The sequence below is a fragment of the Sulfuriferula plumbiphila genome, assembly GCF_009938015.1.
GTDB lineage: Bacteria > Pseudomonadota > Gammaproteobacteria > Burkholderiales > Sulfuriferulaceae > Sulfuriferula > Sulfuriferula plumbiphila.
The window spans coordinates 700,494-717,029 of the sequence record NZ_AP021884.1 but is presented as its reverse complement, the minus strand read 5'-3'; the positions used below and the strand labels follow the sequence as shown (position 1 = coordinate 717,029).

19 protein-coding genes are annotated in these 16,536 nt (G+C 58.8%); 3 read left to right on the top strand and 16 right to left on the bottom strand.

Annotated features, from left to right (window positions below; genetic code table 11):
- Positions 1 to 49: 49 nt before the first annotated feature.
- Complete coding sequence (nudB, locus tag GZH91_RS03805; protein ID WP_147074853.1) at positions 50 to 490, bottom strand: dihydroneopterin triphosphate diphosphatase; 441 nt, start codon at positions 488 to 490, stop codon at positions 50 to 52.
- A gap of 93 nt (positions 491 to 583) precedes the next feature.
- Between nudB and GZH91_RS03800 the strand changes: the two genes are divergently transcribed.
- Entirely contained in the window at positions 584 to 1,102 is a 519-nt protein-coding gene (locus GZH91_RS03800; RefSeq protein ID WP_147074854.1) for a hypothetical protein, read from the top strand.
- 30 nt (positions 1,103 to 1,132) lie between these two features.
- On the opposite strand, the gene aspS is transcribed toward GZH91_RS03800, so the two are convergent.
- The 7 genes from aspS to GZH91_RS03765 all read right to left on the bottom strand — a co-directional run bounded on the left by aspS (position 1,133) and on the right by GZH91_RS03765 (position 8,201).
- A complete protein-coding gene (gene aspS / locus GZH91_RS03795; protein WP_147074855.1) occupies positions 1,133 to 2,917 on the bottom strand; it encodes an aspartate--tRNA ligase in 1,785 nt (594 codons plus the stop codon).
- 40 nt (positions 2,918 to 2,957) lie between these two features.
- On the bottom strand, positions 2,958 to 3,575 hold the full coding sequence (locus tag GZH91_RS03790; protein ID WP_147074856.1) for a DUF502 domain-containing protein: 618 nt from the start codon (positions 3,573 to 3,575) through the stop codon (positions 2,958 to 2,960).
- Positions 3,576 to 3,612: 37 nt separating this feature from the next.
- Entirely contained in the window at positions 3,613 to 3,867 is a 255-nt protein-coding gene (locus tag GZH91_RS03785) for an FmdB family zinc ribbon protein (protein ID WP_147074857.1), read from the bottom strand.
- Positions 3,868 to 4,341: 474 nt separating this feature from the next.
- A complete protein-coding gene (locus GZH91_RS03780; RefSeq protein WP_147074858.1) occupies positions 4,342 to 4,734 on the bottom strand; it encodes a hypothetical protein in 393 nt (130 codons plus the stop codon).
- A 49-nt stretch (positions 4,735 to 4,783) separates the two neighbouring features.
- On the bottom strand, positions 4,784 to 6,355 hold the full coding sequence (locus GZH91_RS03775; protein ID WP_147074859.1) for an AMP-binding protein: 1,572 nt from the start codon (positions 6,353 to 6,355) through the stop codon (positions 4,784 to 4,786).
- Positions 6,355 to 6,822, bottom strand: coding sequence for a single-stranded DNA-binding protein (ssb, locus tag GZH91_RS03770; protein WP_147074860.1), 468 nt, complete (start codon positions 6,820 to 6,822; stop codon positions 6,355 to 6,357). The genes GZH91_RS03775 and ssb overlap by 1 nt, the downstream gene beginning before the upstream one ends.
- Positions 6,822 to 8,201, bottom strand: a complete 1,380-nt coding sequence (locus GZH91_RS03765) for an MFS transporter (RefSeq protein ID WP_198415389.1) — start codon at positions 8,199 to 8,201, stop codon at positions 6,822 to 6,824. Before GZH91_RS03765 ends, ssb begins: the two co-directional genes overlap by 1 nt.
- 149 nt (positions 8,202 to 8,350) lie before the next feature.
- Between GZH91_RS03765 and uvrA the strand changes: the two genes are divergently transcribed.
- A complete protein-coding gene (gene uvrA, locus GZH91_RS03760; protein WP_147074861.1) occupies positions 8,351 to 11,161 on the top strand; it encodes an excinuclease ABC subunit UvrA in 2,811 nt (936 codons plus the stop codon).
- Positions 11,162 to 11,163: 2 nt separating this feature from the next.
- Positions 11,164 to 12,444, top strand: a complete 1,281-nt coding sequence (locus GZH91_RS03755; RefSeq protein WP_147074862.1) for a glycerate kinase type-2 family protein — start codon at positions 11,164 to 11,166, stop codon at positions 12,442 to 12,444.
- On the opposite strand, the gene GZH91_RS03750 is transcribed toward GZH91_RS03755, so the two are convergent.
- The 8 genes from GZH91_RS03750 to infA all read right to left on the bottom strand — a co-directional run bounded on the left by GZH91_RS03750 (position 12,441) and on the right by infA (position 16,536).
- Positions 12,441 to 13,175, bottom strand: coding sequence for an SAM hydrolase/SAM-dependent halogenase family protein (locus tag GZH91_RS03750; RefSeq protein WP_147074863.1), 735 nt, complete (start codon positions 13,173 to 13,175; stop codon positions 12,441 to 12,443). The genes GZH91_RS03755 and GZH91_RS03750 overlap by 4 nt on opposite strands.
- Positions 13,176 to 13,262: 87 nt before the next feature.
- Positions 13,263 to 13,652, bottom strand: coding sequence for a 50S ribosomal protein L17 (rplQ, locus tag GZH91_RS03745; RefSeq protein ID WP_147074864.1), 390 nt, complete (start codon positions 13,650 to 13,652; stop codon positions 13,263 to 13,265).
- Between the two features lie 21 nt (positions 13,653 to 13,673).
- Positions 13,674 to 14,657 carry a DNA-directed RNA polymerase subunit alpha gene (locus GZH91_RS03740; protein WP_147074865.1) on the bottom strand — a complete coding sequence of 328 codons (984 nt, stop codon included), beginning with the start codon at positions 14,655 to 14,657 and terminating at the stop codon, positions 13,674 to 13,676.
- A 33-nt stretch (positions 14,658 to 14,690) separates the two neighbouring features.
- Positions 14,691 to 15,320, bottom strand: coding sequence for a 30S ribosomal protein S4 (gene rpsD, locus GZH91_RS03735; RefSeq protein ID WP_147074866.1), 630 nt, complete (start codon positions 15,318 to 15,320; stop codon positions 14,691 to 14,693).
- A gap of 14 nt (positions 15,321 to 15,334) precedes the next feature.
- Entirely contained in the window at positions 15,335 to 15,724 is a 390-nt protein-coding gene (rpsK, locus tag GZH91_RS03730; protein ID WP_087447756.1) for a 30S ribosomal protein S11, read from the bottom strand.
- A 14-nt stretch (positions 15,725 to 15,738) separates the two neighbouring features.
- Complete coding sequence (gene rpsM, locus GZH91_RS03725; protein ID WP_147074867.1) at positions 15,739 to 16,101, bottom strand: 30S ribosomal protein S13; 363 nt, start codon at positions 16,099 to 16,101, stop codon at positions 15,739 to 15,741.
- Positions 16,102 to 16,160: 59 nt separating this feature from the next.
- Positions 16,161 to 16,274, bottom strand: a complete 114-nt coding sequence (rpmJ, locus tag GZH91_RS03720) for a 50S ribosomal protein L36 (protein WP_087447758.1) — start codon at positions 16,272 to 16,274, stop codon at positions 16,161 to 16,163.
- Between the two features lie 43 nt (positions 16,275 to 16,317).
- A complete protein-coding gene (gene infA / locus GZH91_RS03715; protein WP_087447759.1) occupies positions 16,318 to 16,536 on the bottom strand; it encodes a translation initiation factor IF-1 in 219 nt (72 codons plus the stop codon).

Below are 16,536 nucleotides of genomic sequence, written 5' to 3'. Positions count from 1 at the left end.
ACCTGGACAGGATTGACCGGATTGCACGTGTAGACACAGCTGTTGTTTCCTATATTTCGAGCAGGCGTTTGATCGCCTCGGCATTGCTGGGAGAGAAGCATTTTGCCGCCGCCGCTTCAGCCGCCAGCCATGTATAACGCAGATGCTCGCGCGGCGCCACGGTGACCGGCAGTGCCTCGGGCAAAATCAGGCCGAATACGTGCTCGGTATTCTCGGTGATACCCGGCGCGTAGCGATGACGCCACTGCGGGTAGATGGCGTAAGTGTTTTGATAGCCCCAGTCGTCAAGCTGAAAACATCGTGCATCCAGCCCGGTTTCTTCCGCCACTTCACGTACTGCGGTCTGCCGCGGGGTTTCACTGCCATCCTGGCTCCCCGTGACAGATTGCCACCAGCCTGGATGGTCGGCCCGTTCCAGCAGCAATACTTGCGCGTGCGGTGTGTGAATAACGACCAGCACCGAAACTGGCCGTTTATATTCTTGTTCCATAACAATTCCTCAAGGTGCGGAAATAATTACCGTTATATGACAATAACCGGTATTAGATTACCAGTTGAACAATATAAAAACTGGAGATTGAAGATGAACCCTGCACTCTGTTATGTCCGCACCCCCCTTGGACGGGAAGAACTGCGGCAACCCAAACTCGGGCTCAAGCCACGCTGCCGGCAGTTGCTGTTTGTGCTGGACGGCACGTTATCAGTAGCGCAAATCGGCGAGACCATGCGCGGAATAACCGATCTGGAAGGCACGCTGCAAGACATGCTGCAGCTGGGTTTGATTTGCCCCAGTGGCGAGGCCCCTGCGCAGACCAGCGTCGCAGCAGCCAGTCACGACGATCTGGCAGACAAGCTGGATCACGCCATGCATCACAGCACAGATAGCGGAAACCGTTTCGAGGATGCGAAGCACCATGCTGTAGACATGATGACTGCGCTGTTTGGTGCCAAATCCTCGCATGTGGACAAGCTCGCACAAGCCAACACGCAAGGCGAGCTGCTGGCAGAAGTCGCCAAGTGCAAAAAAATCCTCGGCGCTGTGGCGAGTTCGTCCAAGGCACAGCACTTCGAGCAATCGGTACTCGCCGCGCTGCAAAAATAAGCCCGCCATTTTGGCGGCGGGCTGAGCGGTTTACGCCTTTGCTGCCTCTACATTGCGCAAACGCACGTGCAATTCACGCAGCTGGCGCTCGTCTACTGCATTTGGCGCTTGCGTCATCAGATCGTTGGCACGCTGGGTTTTGGGGAAGGCGATCACATCACGGATGGATTCCGCACCCGCCATCAGCGCCACCAGGCGATCCAGACCGAAGGCCAGACCGCCATGCGGCGGCGCACCAAATTGCAGGGCATCAAGCAGGAAGCCGAATTTCTCGCGCGCTTCTTCCGGGCTGATACCAAGGGCGCGGAACACGATTTCCTGGACTGCTTGCTGGTGAATACGCACCGAACCGCCGCCGACTTCCCAGCCATTCAGCACCATGTCGTAAGCGCGTGACAGCGCAGCACCCGGGTTGCTTTCCAGCAGGGCTTCGTGGCCCGGCTTGGGCGCGGTGAAGGGGTGGTGTAGCGCGTCCCAGCGCTGTTCACCCTCGTTGTATTCAAACATCGGGAAATCCACCACCCACAATGGCTTCCATTCATTCACAGCGTGGCCTTTTTCATGACCGACCCTGCTGCGTAGCGCACCCAGCGCGTCGTTGACGATACTGGCCTTGTCCGCGCCGAAGAAAATCAGATCACCGTTGCCAGCCCCGGTACGCGCAATGATCTCGGCCAGCGCCGCTTCCGGCAGGAATTTGACGATGGGCGATTGCAGGCCGGTTTCATTGAGCTGGGTCACATCGTTGACCTTGATGTAAGCCAGGCCTTTGGCGCCGTAGATTTTGACGAAATCAGTGTAGTCGTCGATCTCCTTGCGCGAGAGCTCCGCACCGCCGGGCACTTTCATCGCCGCCACGCGGCCACCCTGCATGTCTGCCGCGCCGCGGAATACCTTGAAGTCCACGCTTTGCATCAGGTCGGTGAGTTCGACCAGTTGCAGCGCCACACGCATGTCCGGCTTGTCGGAACCGTAGCGGTTCATCGCCTCGCTATATGGCATACGCGGAAACGGGTCTGGCAAATCGACGCCCATGACCTTTTTGAACATCTCGCGGATCATGGCTTCCATCAGGTTCATGATTTCCTCTTCGGACATGAACGAGGTTTCAATATCCACCTGGGTGAATTCGGGCTGGCGGTCGGCGCGCAAATCTTCGTCGCGGAAGCATTTGGTGATCTGGAAGTAGCGGTCGAAACCGGACACCATGAGCAATTGTTTGAACAACTGCGGCGACTGCGGCAGCGCGTAGAACATGCCGGCATGCACGCGCGACGGCACCAGATAATCGCGTGCGCCCTCCGGCGTGGAGCGGGTCAGCATCGGGGTTTCGATTTCCATGAAGCCGTTGGCGTCAAGGTAGTCACGCAAGGTCTTGGCAACGCGATAGCGCAGGCGCATGTTGTTCTGCATTACCGGACGGCGCAGATCGAGATAGCGGTGGGTGAGGCGCACGTTCTCGGACAGGTTCTCGTCGTCGAGCTGGAATGGCGGTGTGGCAGAGGCGTTCAACACCTCCATTTCCAGCGCCAGCACTTCGATCTCGCCGCTGGCCAGGCCGGGGTTGGCGGTGCCTTCCGGGCGCGCACGCACGCGACCGGTGATTCTCAGCACGAATTCGCTGCGCACGTCCTCGGCTATCCTGAAAGTATCGGCGCGATCCGGGTCGCACACCACTTGCACCATGCCTTCGCGGTCGCGCAGGTCAATGAAAATTACCCCGCCGTGGTCGCGGCGGCGATGCGCCCAGCCACACAGAGAGATGGTTTGATCGAGGTGGGTGCGGTTCACAGAACCGCAGTAGTGGGTACGCATGGTGATTTTTTGGAGGAGAAATGTTGAAAAATGAAGCTGCTTAATTGCTGGAATTTGTGACTATAGGGTGCTTGTCAGGCGACGACACCACACCCATCGAAACGATGTACTTGAGCGCCACATCCACGCTGATACCGAGTTCGATGGTGTCGGATTTTTTTACGAAAAAATAAAAGCCGTTCACCGGGCTGGGCGTGGTGGGGATAAACACCCCAACATATTCCGCGTCGAGGCTGCCAACCACATCGCCGGGGATATGGGTCTGAAACGCCAGCGACCATGCATCCGGGTGCGGGTAGCGCACCAGCAGCACTTTGCGGAACGCCTCACCCGAGCCGGAAAACAGCGTGTCGGATACCTGCTTGACGCTGTAATAAATCGACTTCACTACCGGAATGCGCCCCAGCAGGCTTTCCCAGAACAGCAGCAGGCGCTGGCCGATGATGTTGGCAGTCACCAGGCCGGTGAGCAGAATCACCGCCAAAGTCAGCACCACTCCCAGGCCGGGCAGGTGCATTCCCAGCCAGGCCTCTGGCCGCCACGCCCGGGGCAACAGCAGCAGGGTTTGATCCATGCTGCCGATGATGAGATTGAGCACCCACAGGGTGATCCCCAGCGGCACCCAGATCAAGAGTCCGGTGATGAAGTAGCGTTTCATATTGACTTATCCTCGCGCAGTCTGTGATTGCGTTTGGTCACGTACACGCCGGGCAGGCTCCACTCCCGCAGGCCGCAGCTGGAGCAGATTCTTCCTTTTTGGCCGGACTGCCGCCCTTGAAGTCGGTGGCGTAATAGCCATTACCCTTGAGCTGGAAACCGGCGGCGGTAAGTTGTTTACTGAAGCTGTCCTTGCCACAGTGCGGACATACCGTAAGTGCAACAGCGGACATTTTTTGCATGACGTCTTCGGCATGGCCACAGGCAGCGCATTTATAGGCGTAGATAGGCATAGCTGACTCCTGAAAAAACGGTTAACAATTCAACCTGTTATTGTACATTAAGAATGTCTGATATATGGGTTTTTCAGGGCGTTACAAGTGGGGTAGCGCTTCGGCGGCGGCATCGCCGGTAATCAGCACTGCGGGCATGGCCGCGCGCAATCCCCAGCCGGCCAGAAGGCTGCGCATGGCAATGAGAATTGCCTCATCGACACACCGACGCGGGCAACATCGGGTAGCGATGCATTCAACAGCTGAATCTGGCATGATCGGGGTTGATCAGACAATTCACAGCCAGTCGCGGGAGAGGGTGGTGCCGCCGGAATGTGCTTCTCCAGCATGGCGCCGGATTGTACCGGCCAGCGCGGTGTAGCGCTCATCCTGCTTCTGCACCACCGTAATGCGGTAATCCAGTGCGCCTGCGCGCCGCCGTAACGATACATGCCATCGCGCACGCCATTGTCGCCAACCGTCATGAAGGCAGGCTTACCCTGGGTTTGCGAAAGGTGTTTGGTGCGCCGGTCCACCCGCACTGGCATGCACCGCGAGAAGGCATCGCTCATGCCGTGACAGGTCACCACCGGTGATATTGGCGGCGTAATCGGATACGCCAAACCCCGGCACCAGGCAAAGCAAATCGGAAATCCCGCGAAAACCGGAGGCACGGATCATCTCCTGGCCGATCACCGTCACCGCTGCCGGGGCTTCCTGCTGCGGTTGCAACAGCCGCGGAGCGGACAGCACTACCGGCAAGTCGGTAAGGTAATCCGCCTCGGTGGCAGTTGTTCCGTAGCGGCCCGCAACGGACTGCTCCCTGCCAGCGCGAGCCCTGTTACCAGGCGCAGGAATGCTGATTGCACGTTTCTCCCTTTTTTGCATTTTATTATTATTCAAACTGGATGACTAACTACACGCTACATGCGGCTGCTTATATACCTCCGGCCAAAGCCTGTAGTGACACATAATCCACCTTGCCTGTACCCAGCACAGGCAAGGTCTCGATATATTCAAGCCGGCGCGGCACGGCGATTTCCGGCAATCCCATGGTCCTGGCCGCCTCCAGCAGGAGCTCGCGCGACAGCCCTTGCGCGGTAGTGAACAACACTATCGCCTCACCGCGCTGTTCGTCCTGCGCCGTCGCCGCGCCATGTTGACAATCCGGCGCCGCCTGGGCGGCGATAGCCTCAACCGTTTCCAGCGAGATCATCTCGCCAGCCACCTTGGCGAAGCGTTTGACGCGGCCAACAATACGGACGAAACCGTCGTGGTCAATTTCGACCACGTCGCCGGTGTTGTACCAGCCCGAGCCGACTTCTGACGCCGGCGGCTCCAGCACGCCGGGGTTCTCGACCCGGTAGTAGCCCAACATCAGATTCGGTCCACGCACATGCAACACACCACCGCTGCGGATGCCGGGGATCGGCACCACGCGCGCGTCTACCCCCGGCAACAAACGTCCCACACTGCCCGGGCGAATATCCGTCAGCGGGTTCACCGCCAGTACCGGTGCAGTTTCCGTCGCACCATAGCCTTCTATCAGTTCAATGCCAAATTTGCTGCGCCAGGTCTCGCGCACCGGCTCGGTCAGTTTTTCCGCACCTGCCACCACGATACGCAGGCTGCGGAAGTCCTCCGCTGCGGCGAATTTTGCGTAATTGGCAAAAAAGGTACTGGTGCCAAACAGCACGGTCGAGCCGCGCACGCGAATCATTTCGGGGATCTGCCTGTAATGCAGCGGCGTGGTGTAGAGCATGCTGGACACGCCGGTGAGCAAGGGCAACAGGACGCCCGCAGTCAGACCAAAAGAATGAAATATCGGCAATGCATTGAAAAATTTCTCATCTGCAGAAAAATCAATCGCCGCGCAGATTTGATCCACATTGGCGAGCAGCGCCCGGTTGGATAACACCACGCCCTTGGGCCTGCCCTCGGAGCCCGAGGTAAACAACACCACTGCCTGCGCATCGGCATTGCCTGGGCTGGCGGCGCGCGCCGGGAACAACATGGCATAGCCCGCCAGCCAGGCTTTATCCAGCCAGCCGAATCCAGCACGCATGTCTTCCAGATACACCAGGCGTACCTGTTCGCCCAGACCGGCGGCTTGCTGTTCGAGTTCGGCAGTTTCGAGAAATTGACGCGAAGTGACGACGGTTTTCACCTGCGCGGCGGTGCAGGCATCGAGCAGGTTTTGCACACCTGCGGTATAGTTAAGCATGGCCGGCACGCGCCGGAATGCATTCATGCCCAGCACCAGACCAACCGTGCTGGCGAGGTTGGGCATCAACACGCCGACATGCTCGTCCGGCGCGGTGATTTTACTCACCAGCCGTCCCAGCGCCAGCGTGATCTTGAGCAGTGCGCCATAGCTGTAGTGTGGCTGACGGATGTCCTCCAGCGCCACACGCTCACGCCCAAAATGCGTCAGAGTATCGAGAAAACGGGTATAGAGACTTTCTGCTGCGCCCGGCCCGACAAATTCAACCTGGGCAGTCGCTGCCATCAGAACGGAATATCGTCTTCCATATCGTCAAAGCTGGTGCCGCCAGATTTGGCCGCGCTATTCGATGCGGGCGCCGGACGCGCGGCAGCGGGGCGGCGGCTCTCGCCGCTATCGCTATCCATGCTGGCTGAGCCACTGCGGCCACCCAACATCTGCATTTTGTCAGCCACAATCTCAGTGGTGTAGCGTTCCTGGCCTTCTTTGTCGGTCCACTTGCGGGTCTGGATACGGCCTTCCACGTACACCTGACTACCTTTTTTCAGGTATTGACCCACCACTTCGGCAGTTTTTCCGAAGAACGATACCCGATGCCATTCGGTTTTTTCCTGTTTCTCACCGTTTTTGTCTTTCCAGTTTTCAGTGGTAGCCAGGGTCACGTTGGCGATGGCATCGCCGCTGGGCGCATAGCGCACCTCCGGGTCCTTGCCCAGGTTGCCTACCAGAATTACCTTATTGACCGATGCCATTATGTTGTCTCCCCTATCAAATTAAGCGCACCCCGCTCATCCCAGCCGTGCAGTGCGACTTTAAGTATGGCCACACCCTCTTCAGCAATCACGGCGGCTTCCATTACGCCCGACAGCGCACCGAGGCGGCGAGCAAGCTGTCCGGCCTGGTCGCTATCCAGCCGCCCGACATGGAACATGCGGGTTTTCACCGCTGGCGGGGTACGCATCCCTGCCGCCGCCACCAGCCACGCCAGCATCAGCCCGGAACTGAACATGAACACGGCGGAAAAACCGTAGTGCTGCGACAGCCAGCCACCCGTGGCGCCACCGAAAAACAGCCCCAGCGACTGCGATGTATTATACACCCCCATTGCCGTACCCTTGGCAGTGGTTGGAGCGAGTTTGGAGATCAGTGAAGGCAGGGTGGCTTCGAGGACATTGAACGCTATAAAGTACATGGTGAGCGCGACAACGATACCCCAGAAGTGATCCATGCTGGCCGCCATCGCCAACTGTGCGGCAAGCATCCCGGCCACAGCGGTAACGAATACCTGCTTCAACTTGCTGCGTGTCTCGCCATAAATGATGGCCGGCACCATCAGCACGAACGACACCAGCACCACCGGCAGGTATACCTCCCACTGGTGGTTGATATCCAGACTACTGGTGTTGCGCAGCGCAAAGGGCAGCACCACGAACATTGCCATCTGCGCTGCATGCAGCGAAAAAATACCGAAATTGAGGCGCAATAACTGGGTATCCCTGAGCACGTCCCCCAGCCTTGCCGGGTTGGTCTCCGCATCTGCATGAAAACGGCTAATCAGCGGATCAGGAACACCCCACTTGACTACCGCCAATGCCGTTGTCGCGAGGATGCCCGTCATCGCAAAAATTCCTGGCATACCGATAAACTGGTACAAGGCTGGCCCCATCACCAGCGACGCTGCAAAGGTCACGCCAATGGTGCCGCCGATCATGGCCATCGCCTTGGTGCGGTGCTCCTCGCGCGTCAGGTCAGCCAGCAGCGCGGTCACCGCGGCGGAAATCGCCCCGGCGCCCTGGATCACGCGGCCCAGGATAATCGTCTCGATGGTTGTCGCGCTGGCAGCGACAAAGCTGCCAATGGCAAACAGGATCAGGCCGAAGTAGATTACGCGCTTGCGTCCGAATTTGTCCGAGGCAATGCCGAATGGCAATTGCAGCAGCGCCTGGGTCAGACCGTAGGCGCCCAATGCCAGACCTATCATGGTGTGGTTGGCGCCGCCTGGAAGGTGCTCAGCATAAAGCGCGAACACCGGCAAAATCAGGAACATCCCCAACATACGCAGGCCAAAAATGCTGGCCAGACCAATACTGGCACGCAACTCGGTGGAGGTCATTTTTTCGGATGGCTGCATGGATTTGGGCACGCTCTCAAAAGTCGGTATATTAACAGGTTAGCCTTTTCCGATTAAGACGGAAAAGGCATTTAACCCGCGGAAGACCAGCTCTATTTTGAGCAGGCAACGCCCCGCTGGTTCCATTCACCCAAGGAACACGCAACCAGATGGAATACATCCGCATTCGCGGTGCCCGCACCCACAATTTAAAAGACATCAACCTCGATCTGCCACGCAACAAGCTGGTGGTGATTACCGGCCTGTCGGGCTCGGGCAAGTCGTCGCTGGCGTTTGACACGCTCTATGCCGAGGGCCAGCGCCGCTATGTGGAATCATTGTCTGCCTATGCGCGCCAGTTTTTGCAACTGATGGAAAAACCCGACGTGGATCTGATCGAGGGGCTGTCGCCTGCCATTTCCATCGAACAGAAGGCCACCAGCCACAATCCCCGCTCCACCGTGGGTACCGTCACCGAAATCCACGATTACCTGCGCCTGCTGTTCGCTCGCGTCGGCACGCCGCAATGCCCGGAGCACCACATCGAGCTGGCGGCACAGACTGTGTCGCAAATGGTGGATCACGTGCTGGCGCTGGCGGAAGATACCAGACTGATGATCCTTGCCCCGCTGATCGTGGGACGCAAGGGCGAGCATGTCGACTTGTTGGACGAGTTGCGCGCCCAGGGTTTCGTGCGCGTACGCATTGACGGCAAGGTCCATGAAATGGACGCCCTGCCCAAGCTCGACAAGAACAGGAAGCACACCCTCGAAGTAGTGGTGGATCGCCTGAAAGTGCGCGCGGACGCCAAGCAGCGCCTGGCGGAATCGTTCGAGACCGCGCTGCGCCATGCTGATGGCCGCGCGCTGGCAGTGGAGATGGATCGCGGCAAGGAAACCTTGTTCTCTGCACGCTTTTCCTGTCCGGTGTGCGACTACTCACTCCCCGAACTCGAACCGCGCCTGTTTTCCTTCAACAATCCGATGGGCGCCTGCCCCAAGTGCGACGGACTGGGTGCAATCCAGTATTTCGACCCCAAACGCGTGGTGGCCTTCCCGCACCTGTCGCTGGCTTCCGGCGCGGTAAAAGGCTGGGACCGGCGCAATCAGTTTTATTTCCAGATGTTGCAAAGCCTAGCGCTGCACTACGGCTTTGACCTGGAAACCCCGTTCGAAAAACTGCCATACCCCATCCAGCAAATTCTGCTCCATGGCGGCGACAAGGAAAAAATCGCGTTCCGCTACCCCGGCGAACGCAGACCGCGCAGCCATCCTTTCGAGGGCATCATTGCCAACCTGGAGCGACGCTACAAGGAAACCGACTCCAACGCAGTGCGCGAAGAACTGGCCAAATACCTCAACAACAAACCCTGCCCAGCCTGTGCAGGTACCCGTCTGCGCCGCGAAGCACGCCACGTGTTCGTCAGCGGCCAGACCGTTTATGCGCTGTCGGCACTGCCGCTGAAGCAGGCACTCACCTTCTTCGAAACCCTGCGGCTGTCTGGCAACAAGCAAGCCATCGCGGACCGTATCGTCAAGGAAATTGCCGCACGGCTGACCTTCCTCAACAACGTGGGGCTGGATTACCTGTCGCTGGACCGCTCTGCCGACACCCTCTCCGGCGGCGAGGCGCAGCGCATCCGTCTGGCCTCGCAGATCGGTTCCGGGCTGACTGGTGTGATGTACGTGCTGGATGAGCCTTCCATCGGCCTGCACCAGCGCGACAACGCGCGCCTGCTCGGCACCCTGAAACGCCTGCGTGATATCGGCAACACGGTGATCGTGGTGGAACATGACGAGGACGCCATCCGCATCGCCGACTACGTGGTGGACATGGGCCCCGGGGCGGGCGAGCACGGCGGCCGGATTGTCGCTGAAGGCACCCCCGCCGACATCCTCACCAACCCGGCTTCGCTCACCGCTGATTATCTGTCCGGGCGGCGCAGCATTGCCCTGCCCAAGGCGCGCCGGGCGCCGGACGCTGAGCGTATGCTCACCCTCAGCGGCGCCACCGGCAACAATCTGAAAAACGTGACGCTCGAACTCCCCGCCGGGCTGCTGGTGTGTGTCACCGGCGTGTCCGGCTCGGGCAAATCCACGCTCATCAACGACACCCTCTACACCGCGATGGCGCGACACCTGTACGGTTCCGCGGAAGAACCCGCGCCGCACACCGAGATCCAGGGTCTGGCGCTGTTCGACAAGGTAATCAACGTCGATCAAAGCCCGATTGGCCGCACCCCACGCTCCAACCCGGCAACCTATACCGGCCTGTTCACACCCATCCGCGAGCTGTTCGCCGGGGTGCCGGGGGCGCGCGAACGCGGCTACGGGCCGGGGCGCTTCTCCTTCAACGTCAAGGGCGGACGCTGCGAGGCCTGTCAGGGCGACGGCGTGCTCAAGGTAGAAATGCACTTCCTGCCGGATATCTACGTACCCTGCGACGTTTGCCACGGCAAACGCTACAACCGCGAAACCCTGGAAATCCAGTACAAGGGCAAGACCATCCACGAGGTGCTGCAAATGACGGTGGAAGACGCGCATGCCTTCTTCAGCGCGGTACCGGTGGTGGCACGCAAGCTGCAAACCCTGCTCGACGTGGGCCTGGGCTACATCCAGCTGGGGCAGGCTGCCACCACCCTGTCCGGCGGCGAGGCGCAGCGCGTCAAACTGTCGCTGGAGCTATCCAAGCGCGATACCGGACGCACCCTGTATGTCCTCGACGAACCCACCACCGGCCTGCACTTCCATGACATCGACATGCTGCTCAAGGTGCTACATCGCCTGGCGGACCAGGGCAACACCGTGGTGGTGATCGAGCACAATCTGGATGTGATCAAGACTGCTGACTGGATTGTGGATATCGGGCCGGAAGGCGGCGACGGCGGCGGCCAGATTCTCGCCACCGGTACCCCCGAGCAAGTGGCTGCCAACCCGGCAAGTCATACCGGTCATTATCTGAAACCCATTCTGGCACGTTAAAAATGCAGACGGCCCAGGCGCGCGCGCTGCTGATTGCCTCGTTTCACGCCGCCCTGGCAGGCGCTGATCCGCTGCGGCTGGTGCCGCCCTATCTACCCGCCCCACCCAGCGGACGCACGCTGGTGCTGGGAGGAGGCAAGGCTGCCGCCAGTATGGCGTGCGCGGTGGAAGCGCACTGGCCTGACAGTGCGCCATTACAGGGACTGGTCGTCACACGCTATCAACACAGCCTGCCAACCCGGCGCATTGCAGTCATTGAGGCCAGCCATCCGCTCCCCGATGGGCGTGGCGCAGAGACTGCACAACAAATGCTGGCACGGGCCGCTACCCTTACCCGGAACGATTTACTGCTCGCGCTGATATCCGGCGGTGGCTCCAGCCTGCTGGCATTGCCGGTTGCCGGTATCAGCCTGCAGGCGCTGCGCCGGGTTACGCGCGCACTGGTCAATTCAGGCGCATCCATTCAGGATATCAACACGGTACGCAAACATCTCACCCAGCTTGCAGGCGGTCAACTGGCACGCGCTGCCGGGGCTGCACAAGTACGCGCACTGATCCTGTCCGACGTGACGGGCGATGACCCTACCCACATCGCATCCGGCCCGTGCTGTGCCGATCCCAGCACGTTTGGTGACGCGCTCGCGATACTCGAGCGGTTCCGGATCGAAGCCGATGCTGCCGTCCATGCGTACCTGCGGCGCGGTGCTAAAGGCGAGATCGCCGATACGCCCAAGCCTGGCGATACCTGCTTCGCACGCACGGAAAACCGCGTCATCGGCGGCGCCCGGCAGATGCTCCGCGCAGCCGTGGACTATTTCCAGACACAGGGGGTCACGGCAACCATTGTCAACGAGGCTGAAACGCAGTCGTCGCAGCAGGTTGCGCAGATACACGTGCATCGGGTACGCCAAATCCTGGCCAACAGCGGCGCTGCGCGCCCGCTGGTCCTGCTGTCGGGCGGCGAAACTACCGTGGCAACGCAAGGCAGCGGGCGCGGTGGCCGCAACGCTGAATACCTGCTGGCGCTGGCGATCGAACTGCACGGCATGGATGCGATTTATGCGCTGGCTGCCGACACCGACGGTATCGACGGCACCGAAAACAATGCCGGCGCACTGATTGGCCCGGATACGCTGTCACGCGCACAGGCGCTTGGGCTCAATCCCGCAAGATTATTGGCCAGCCACGATAGCCATACCTGCTTCGCCGCCCTGGGCGACTTGTTGGTAACCGGACCCACGCGTACCAACGTGAATGATTACCGCGCCATTCTGATCGCCTAGTTGGGCTTCAGCACACTAACCACATCCCCCACCTGCAAGCCGAAATCCGCAGCCGCGCTGCCGCGATTGACCGCCAGTTCGAGCAGGTCCACGCTGTTGCCGAACCAGAAACCTTGCCCCCTGCCGAGCCTTCCAAACGTCTCGCCATGGCCCAGTTCCATGCCGCGCACACGCACCCGGCTGGATGGCGGGATGCCTGCTGCACGAATGCCGGTAAACGCATTGCCATAGTGGTCGATATAAATGATCCGTGCCAGATCATCCGTATCGAACTCGACTTGTAGTTTGTTGGCCGGCAATAATTTGTGCGCAGGAAATTCACCGCGCGCAATTTCTGCCGCAATCACGGCAAACAGGTCGCGCCCATGAAAGGTGCTGGATAACAGCTCCGGCTGCCAGTCTATGTGCCAGATTTTGGCCTGTCGATCGCGTCCGGCCACTATCGACAGCAGACCATTGTCCGGCCCGACATACCAATGCCCGCCTGCGCTAACGACGGCGCCAGCGCGGTCTGTGCCCACTCCCGGATCCACCACGGCCAGGAATACGCTAGCCGGTGGAAATCCTGCCGCAAATGCAGCCAGCAGATGCGCGCCGGCATGGGCATTGAAATCCGGAACCTGGTGCAGCAAATCCACTACCAGCTGTCCTGGCGCTTCAACTGACAGGCGCGCCCTGACCTGCCCTGCATAGGGATCGTGTGCGCCAAAATCAGTGAACAATACGATCATGACCAAGCTCGCATACAGATCAAGTCCGACACTATGCAGAAGACAAAAAAGCCGGGCAAGCCCGGCCTTTTTGTTTATCAAGAATACTTATTCTGCAGCTTCGACCACGCCGGCATCTTCGGCACGATCCACCATCTCGATCAACGCCATGGGTGCATTGTCACCATCACGGAAACCGTATTTGAGGATGCGCAAATAGCCGCCGTTGCGGCTGGCAAAACGCGGGCCCAGCTCATCGAACAGCTTGACCACCATGTCACGGTCGCGCAGACGGTTGAAGGCCAGACGACGGTTAGCCAGCGAGGGCTTTTTACCCAGGGTAATCATGGGCTCGGCAACGCGACGCAGCTCCTTCGCCTTGGGCAAGGTGGTTTTGATAACCTCGTGACGCAGCAGGGCGTTGGTCAGGTTGCGCAACAGCGCAGCACGGTGGCTGCTGGTGCGATTCAGTTTGCGATTGGCAAGACGGTGGCGCATCGTTATATTCCTTCTGCTTAATTACGGCTTCTCAAGACCTGCGGGCGGCCAGTTTTCGAGTTTCATTCCCAGGCTGAGGCTCTTGGAAGCCAGCACGTCCTTGATTTCGTTGAGCGACTTGCGCCCCAGGTTAGGCGTCTTGAGCAGCTCGGTCTCACTGCGCTGAATCAGATCGCCGATATAGTAAATGTTTTCTGCTTTCAGACAATTAGCAGAACGCACAGTCAACTCCAAATCGTCCACCGGACGCAGCAGCATGGGATCAACCTGTGCAACTTTGGGCAACTCGGCAGCGACTGGAGTCCCCTTCAGATCAGCAAACAACGCCAGCTGGTCCACCAGAATGCGGGCGGCATAACGCACCGCCTCTTCTGGTTCGATGGTGCCGTTGGTTTCCACGTCCAGCACCAGTTTGTCCAGGTCAGTGCGCTGTTCAACGCGCGCACTTTCCACCGCATAAGCTACGCGACGCACTGGGCTGAACGAGGCGTCCAGTTTGATTGCGCCGAGGGTTTGCGTGTCTTCCGGCTGGCGACGTACGGAAACCGGCTGGTAGCCGCGCCCCTGTTCAACCTTGATTTCCATGTCCAGCTTCCCACCTTTGGTCAGGTGAGCAATGACATGATCCGGGTTGAGAATTTCCACATCGTGACCGACTTCGATGTCACCGGCGGTCACCGCACCTTCGCTGGATTTTTTCAGCTTGAGCAACACTTCACTACGGTCATTCAACTTGAGCGCGATACCTTTCAGGTTCAGCAGGATGTCAACCACGTCTTCCTGAACCCCTTCCAGGGTCGAATACTCGTGCAACACGCCGCTGATGGAAACTTCAGTTGGAGCAGCGCCTGGCATGGATGACAACAGAATACGACGCAGGGCATTGCCCAACGTATGCCCGTAACCACGCTCGAACGGCTCCATGATGACACGGGCGCGTAACGGCGAGACGCTCTCAACGTCGATGATACGGGGCTTCAATAGATCGGCGGTACTGCTTTGCATAAACGGTGTCCCTCATACATAAAAGCGTCGGGATTACTTGGAGTACAATTCCACCACGAGATGCTCGTTGATGGTAGCGGGCAGTTCGGCGCGTTGTGGCTTGGCTTTGTAAGTGCCTTTCATGTCTTTCGCACTTACCTCAACCCACTCCGGAAAACCGCGCTGCTCGGCAGCCTGCAAGGCTGCCTTGATGCGCAACTGCTGCCTGGATTTTTCGCACACTTCCACCACGTCGCCGGGTTTGACCACATAGGACGGAATGTTCACGCGCTTGCCATTCACCAGGATGCTGTTGTGACGCACGACCTGGCGGGATTCGGCGCGCGAAGCACCAAACCCCATACGGAAGGCAACGTTGTCCAGACGGCTCTCCAGGATCTGCAACAGGTTTTCACCGGTCACACCGCGCTGGCGGTCGGCTTCTTTGTACACATCACGGAACTGGCGCTCAAGCACGCCATAGGTACGACGCAGTTTCTGCTTTTCGCGCAGCTGAACGCCATAATCGGAAAGGCGATTGTTCTTCTTCTGGCCGTGCTGACCGGGAGGGTAAGGGCGACGTTCAATCGCACACTTGTCGGTGAAGCACTTCTCGCCCTTCAGAAATAGCTTCTCGCCTTCACGACGACACTGGCGGCATTTAGCATCAAGATTTCTGGCCACGTTGGACTCCTGCTTTAGATACGGCGTTTCTTGGGCGGACGGCAGCCATTATGGGGCACTGGCGTCACGTCGGAGATGCTGGTTATTTTAAAACCGGCGTTGTTGAGTGCGCGAACTGCAGACTCACGGCCTGGACCTGGCCCTTTAATGCGTACTTCAAGATTCTTGACGCCACATTCCTGCGCCAGCTTGCCTGCATTTTCAGCAGCAATCTGGGCGGCAAATGGGGTGCTTTTGCGTGAGCCTTTAAAACCTGCACCACCCGAAGTCGCCCAGGACAGGGCATTGCCCTGCCGGTCGGTGATGGTGACGATGGTGTTGTTAAAGGATGCATGAATGTGGGCAATGCCTTCCGCCACATTCTTTTTGACCTTTTTACGGACTCTGATATTCGCCTTAGCCATGATTCTCTGATCCTTTATTTGGTCGCGCGAACGGCCTTGCGCGGGCCTTTGCGGGTGCGGGCGTTAGTACGAGTGCGCTGGCCACGCAGTGGCAAACCGCGACGGTGGCGCATACCACGGTAGCAGCCCATATCCATAAGACGCTTGATGTTCATGGTGACTTCGCGGCGCAGGTCACCCTCAACCGTGTGCCTGGCCACGCCTTCGCGCAGCTTTTCCATCTCAGCGTCGGTCAGATCCTTGATCTTGGCTGCAGTATTCACACCCGCGTCCGCACAAATCTTGCGCGATACGGTGCGGCCGATACCGTAAATTGCAGTGAGTGCAATTTCGGCATGTTGGTGGTTCGGGATGTTTACCCCTGCGATACGGGCCATCTAATCACTCCGGAATCGAAAAACATAGAATTCTATCATTTAAAGCCAAGCTGAAACAGTCAGCCTTGGCGTTGCTTGTGACGTGGGTCTTCACAGATTACCCGTACCACGCCTTTGCGACGTACAATCTTGCACTTACGGCAGATTTTTTTAACAGACGCCTGTACTCTCATGAAAAACTCCTCAACATAACCGTGCGCTGCACGGGCAAATAAGCTACTTGGCGCGGAACGTGATTCGAGCTTTGGTCAAATCATAAGGCGTCAACTCAACCGTCACCTTGTCTCCTGGCAGAATGCGGATGTAGTGCATGCGCATTTTCCCGGAGATGTGCCCAAGCACCACATGACCATTTTCCAGCTTGACCCTGAAAGTCGCATTCGGCAGGGTTTCCAGAACCTCGCCTTGCATCTGGATGGTATCTTCTTTTGACAT

Excerpts from the sequence above, each read along its gene's own strand:
- nudB (WP_147074853.1), bottom strand. The coding sequence starts at position 490 with ATGGAACAAGAATATAAACGGCCAGTTTCGGTGCTGGTCGTTATTCAC.
- GZH91_RS03800 (WP_147074854.1), top strand. The coding sequence starts at position 584 with ATGAACCCTGCACTCTGTTATGTCCGCACCCCCCTTGGACGGGAAGAA.
- aspS (WP_147074855.1), bottom strand. The coding sequence starts at position 2,917 with ATGCGTACCCACTACTGCGGTTCTGTGAACCGCACCCACCTCGATCAA.
- GZH91_RS03790 (WP_147074856.1), bottom strand. The coding sequence starts at position 3,575 with ATGAAACGCTACTTCATCACCGGACTCTTGATCTGGGTGCCGCTGGGG.
- GZH91_RS03785 (WP_147074857.1), bottom strand. The coding sequence starts at position 3,867 with ATGCCTATCTACGCCTATAAATGCGCTGCCTGTGGCCATGCCGAAGAC.
- GZH91_RS03780 (WP_147074858.1), bottom strand. The coding sequence starts at position 4,734 with ATGCAAAAAAGGGAGAAACGTGCAATCAGCATTCCTGCGCCTGGTAAC.
- GZH91_RS03775 (WP_147074859.1), bottom strand. The coding sequence starts at position 6,355 with ATGGCAGCGACTGCCCAGGTTGAATTTGTCGGGCCGGGCGCAGCAGAA.
- ssb (WP_147074860.1), bottom strand. The coding sequence starts at position 6,822 with ATGGCATCGGTCAATAAGGTAATTCTGGTAGGCAACCTGGGCAAGGAC.
- GZH91_RS03765 (WP_198415389.1), bottom strand. The coding sequence starts at position 8,201 with ATGCAGCCATCCGAAAAAATGACCTCCACCGAGTTGCGTGCCAGTATT.
- uvrA (WP_147074861.1), top strand. The coding sequence starts at position 8,351 with ATGGAATACATCCGCATTCGCGGTGCCCGCACCCACAATTTAAAAGAC.
- GZH91_RS03755 (WP_147074862.1), top strand. The coding sequence starts at position 11,164 with ATGCAGACGGCCCAGGCGCGCGCGCTGCTGATTGCCTCGTTTCACGCC.
- GZH91_RS03750 (WP_147074863.1), bottom strand. The coding sequence starts at position 13,175 with ATGATCGTATTGTTCACTGATTTTGGCGCACACGATCCCTATGCAGGG.
- rplQ (WP_147074864.1), bottom strand. The coding sequence starts at position 13,652 with ATGCGCCACCGTCTTGCCAATCGCAAACTGAATCGCACCAGCAGCCAC.
- GZH91_RS03740 (WP_147074865.1), bottom strand. The coding sequence starts at position 14,657 with ATGCAAAGCAGTACCGCCGATCTATTGAAGCCCCGTATCATCGACGTT.
- rpsK (WP_087447756.1), bottom strand. The coding sequence starts at position 15,724 with ATGGCTAAGGCGAATATCAGAGTCCGTAAAAAGGTCAAAAAGAATGTG.
- rpsM (WP_147074867.1), bottom strand. The coding sequence starts at position 16,101 with ATGGCCCGTATCGCAGGGGTAAACATCCCGAACCACCAACATGCCGAA.
- rpmJ (WP_087447758.1), bottom strand. The coding sequence starts at position 16,274 with ATGAGAGTACAGGCGTCTGTTAAAAAAATCTGCCGTAAGTGCAAGATT.
- infA (WP_087447759.1), bottom strand. The coding sequence starts at position 16,536 with ATGTCAAAAGAAGATACCATCCAGATGCAAGGCGAGGTTCTGGAAACC.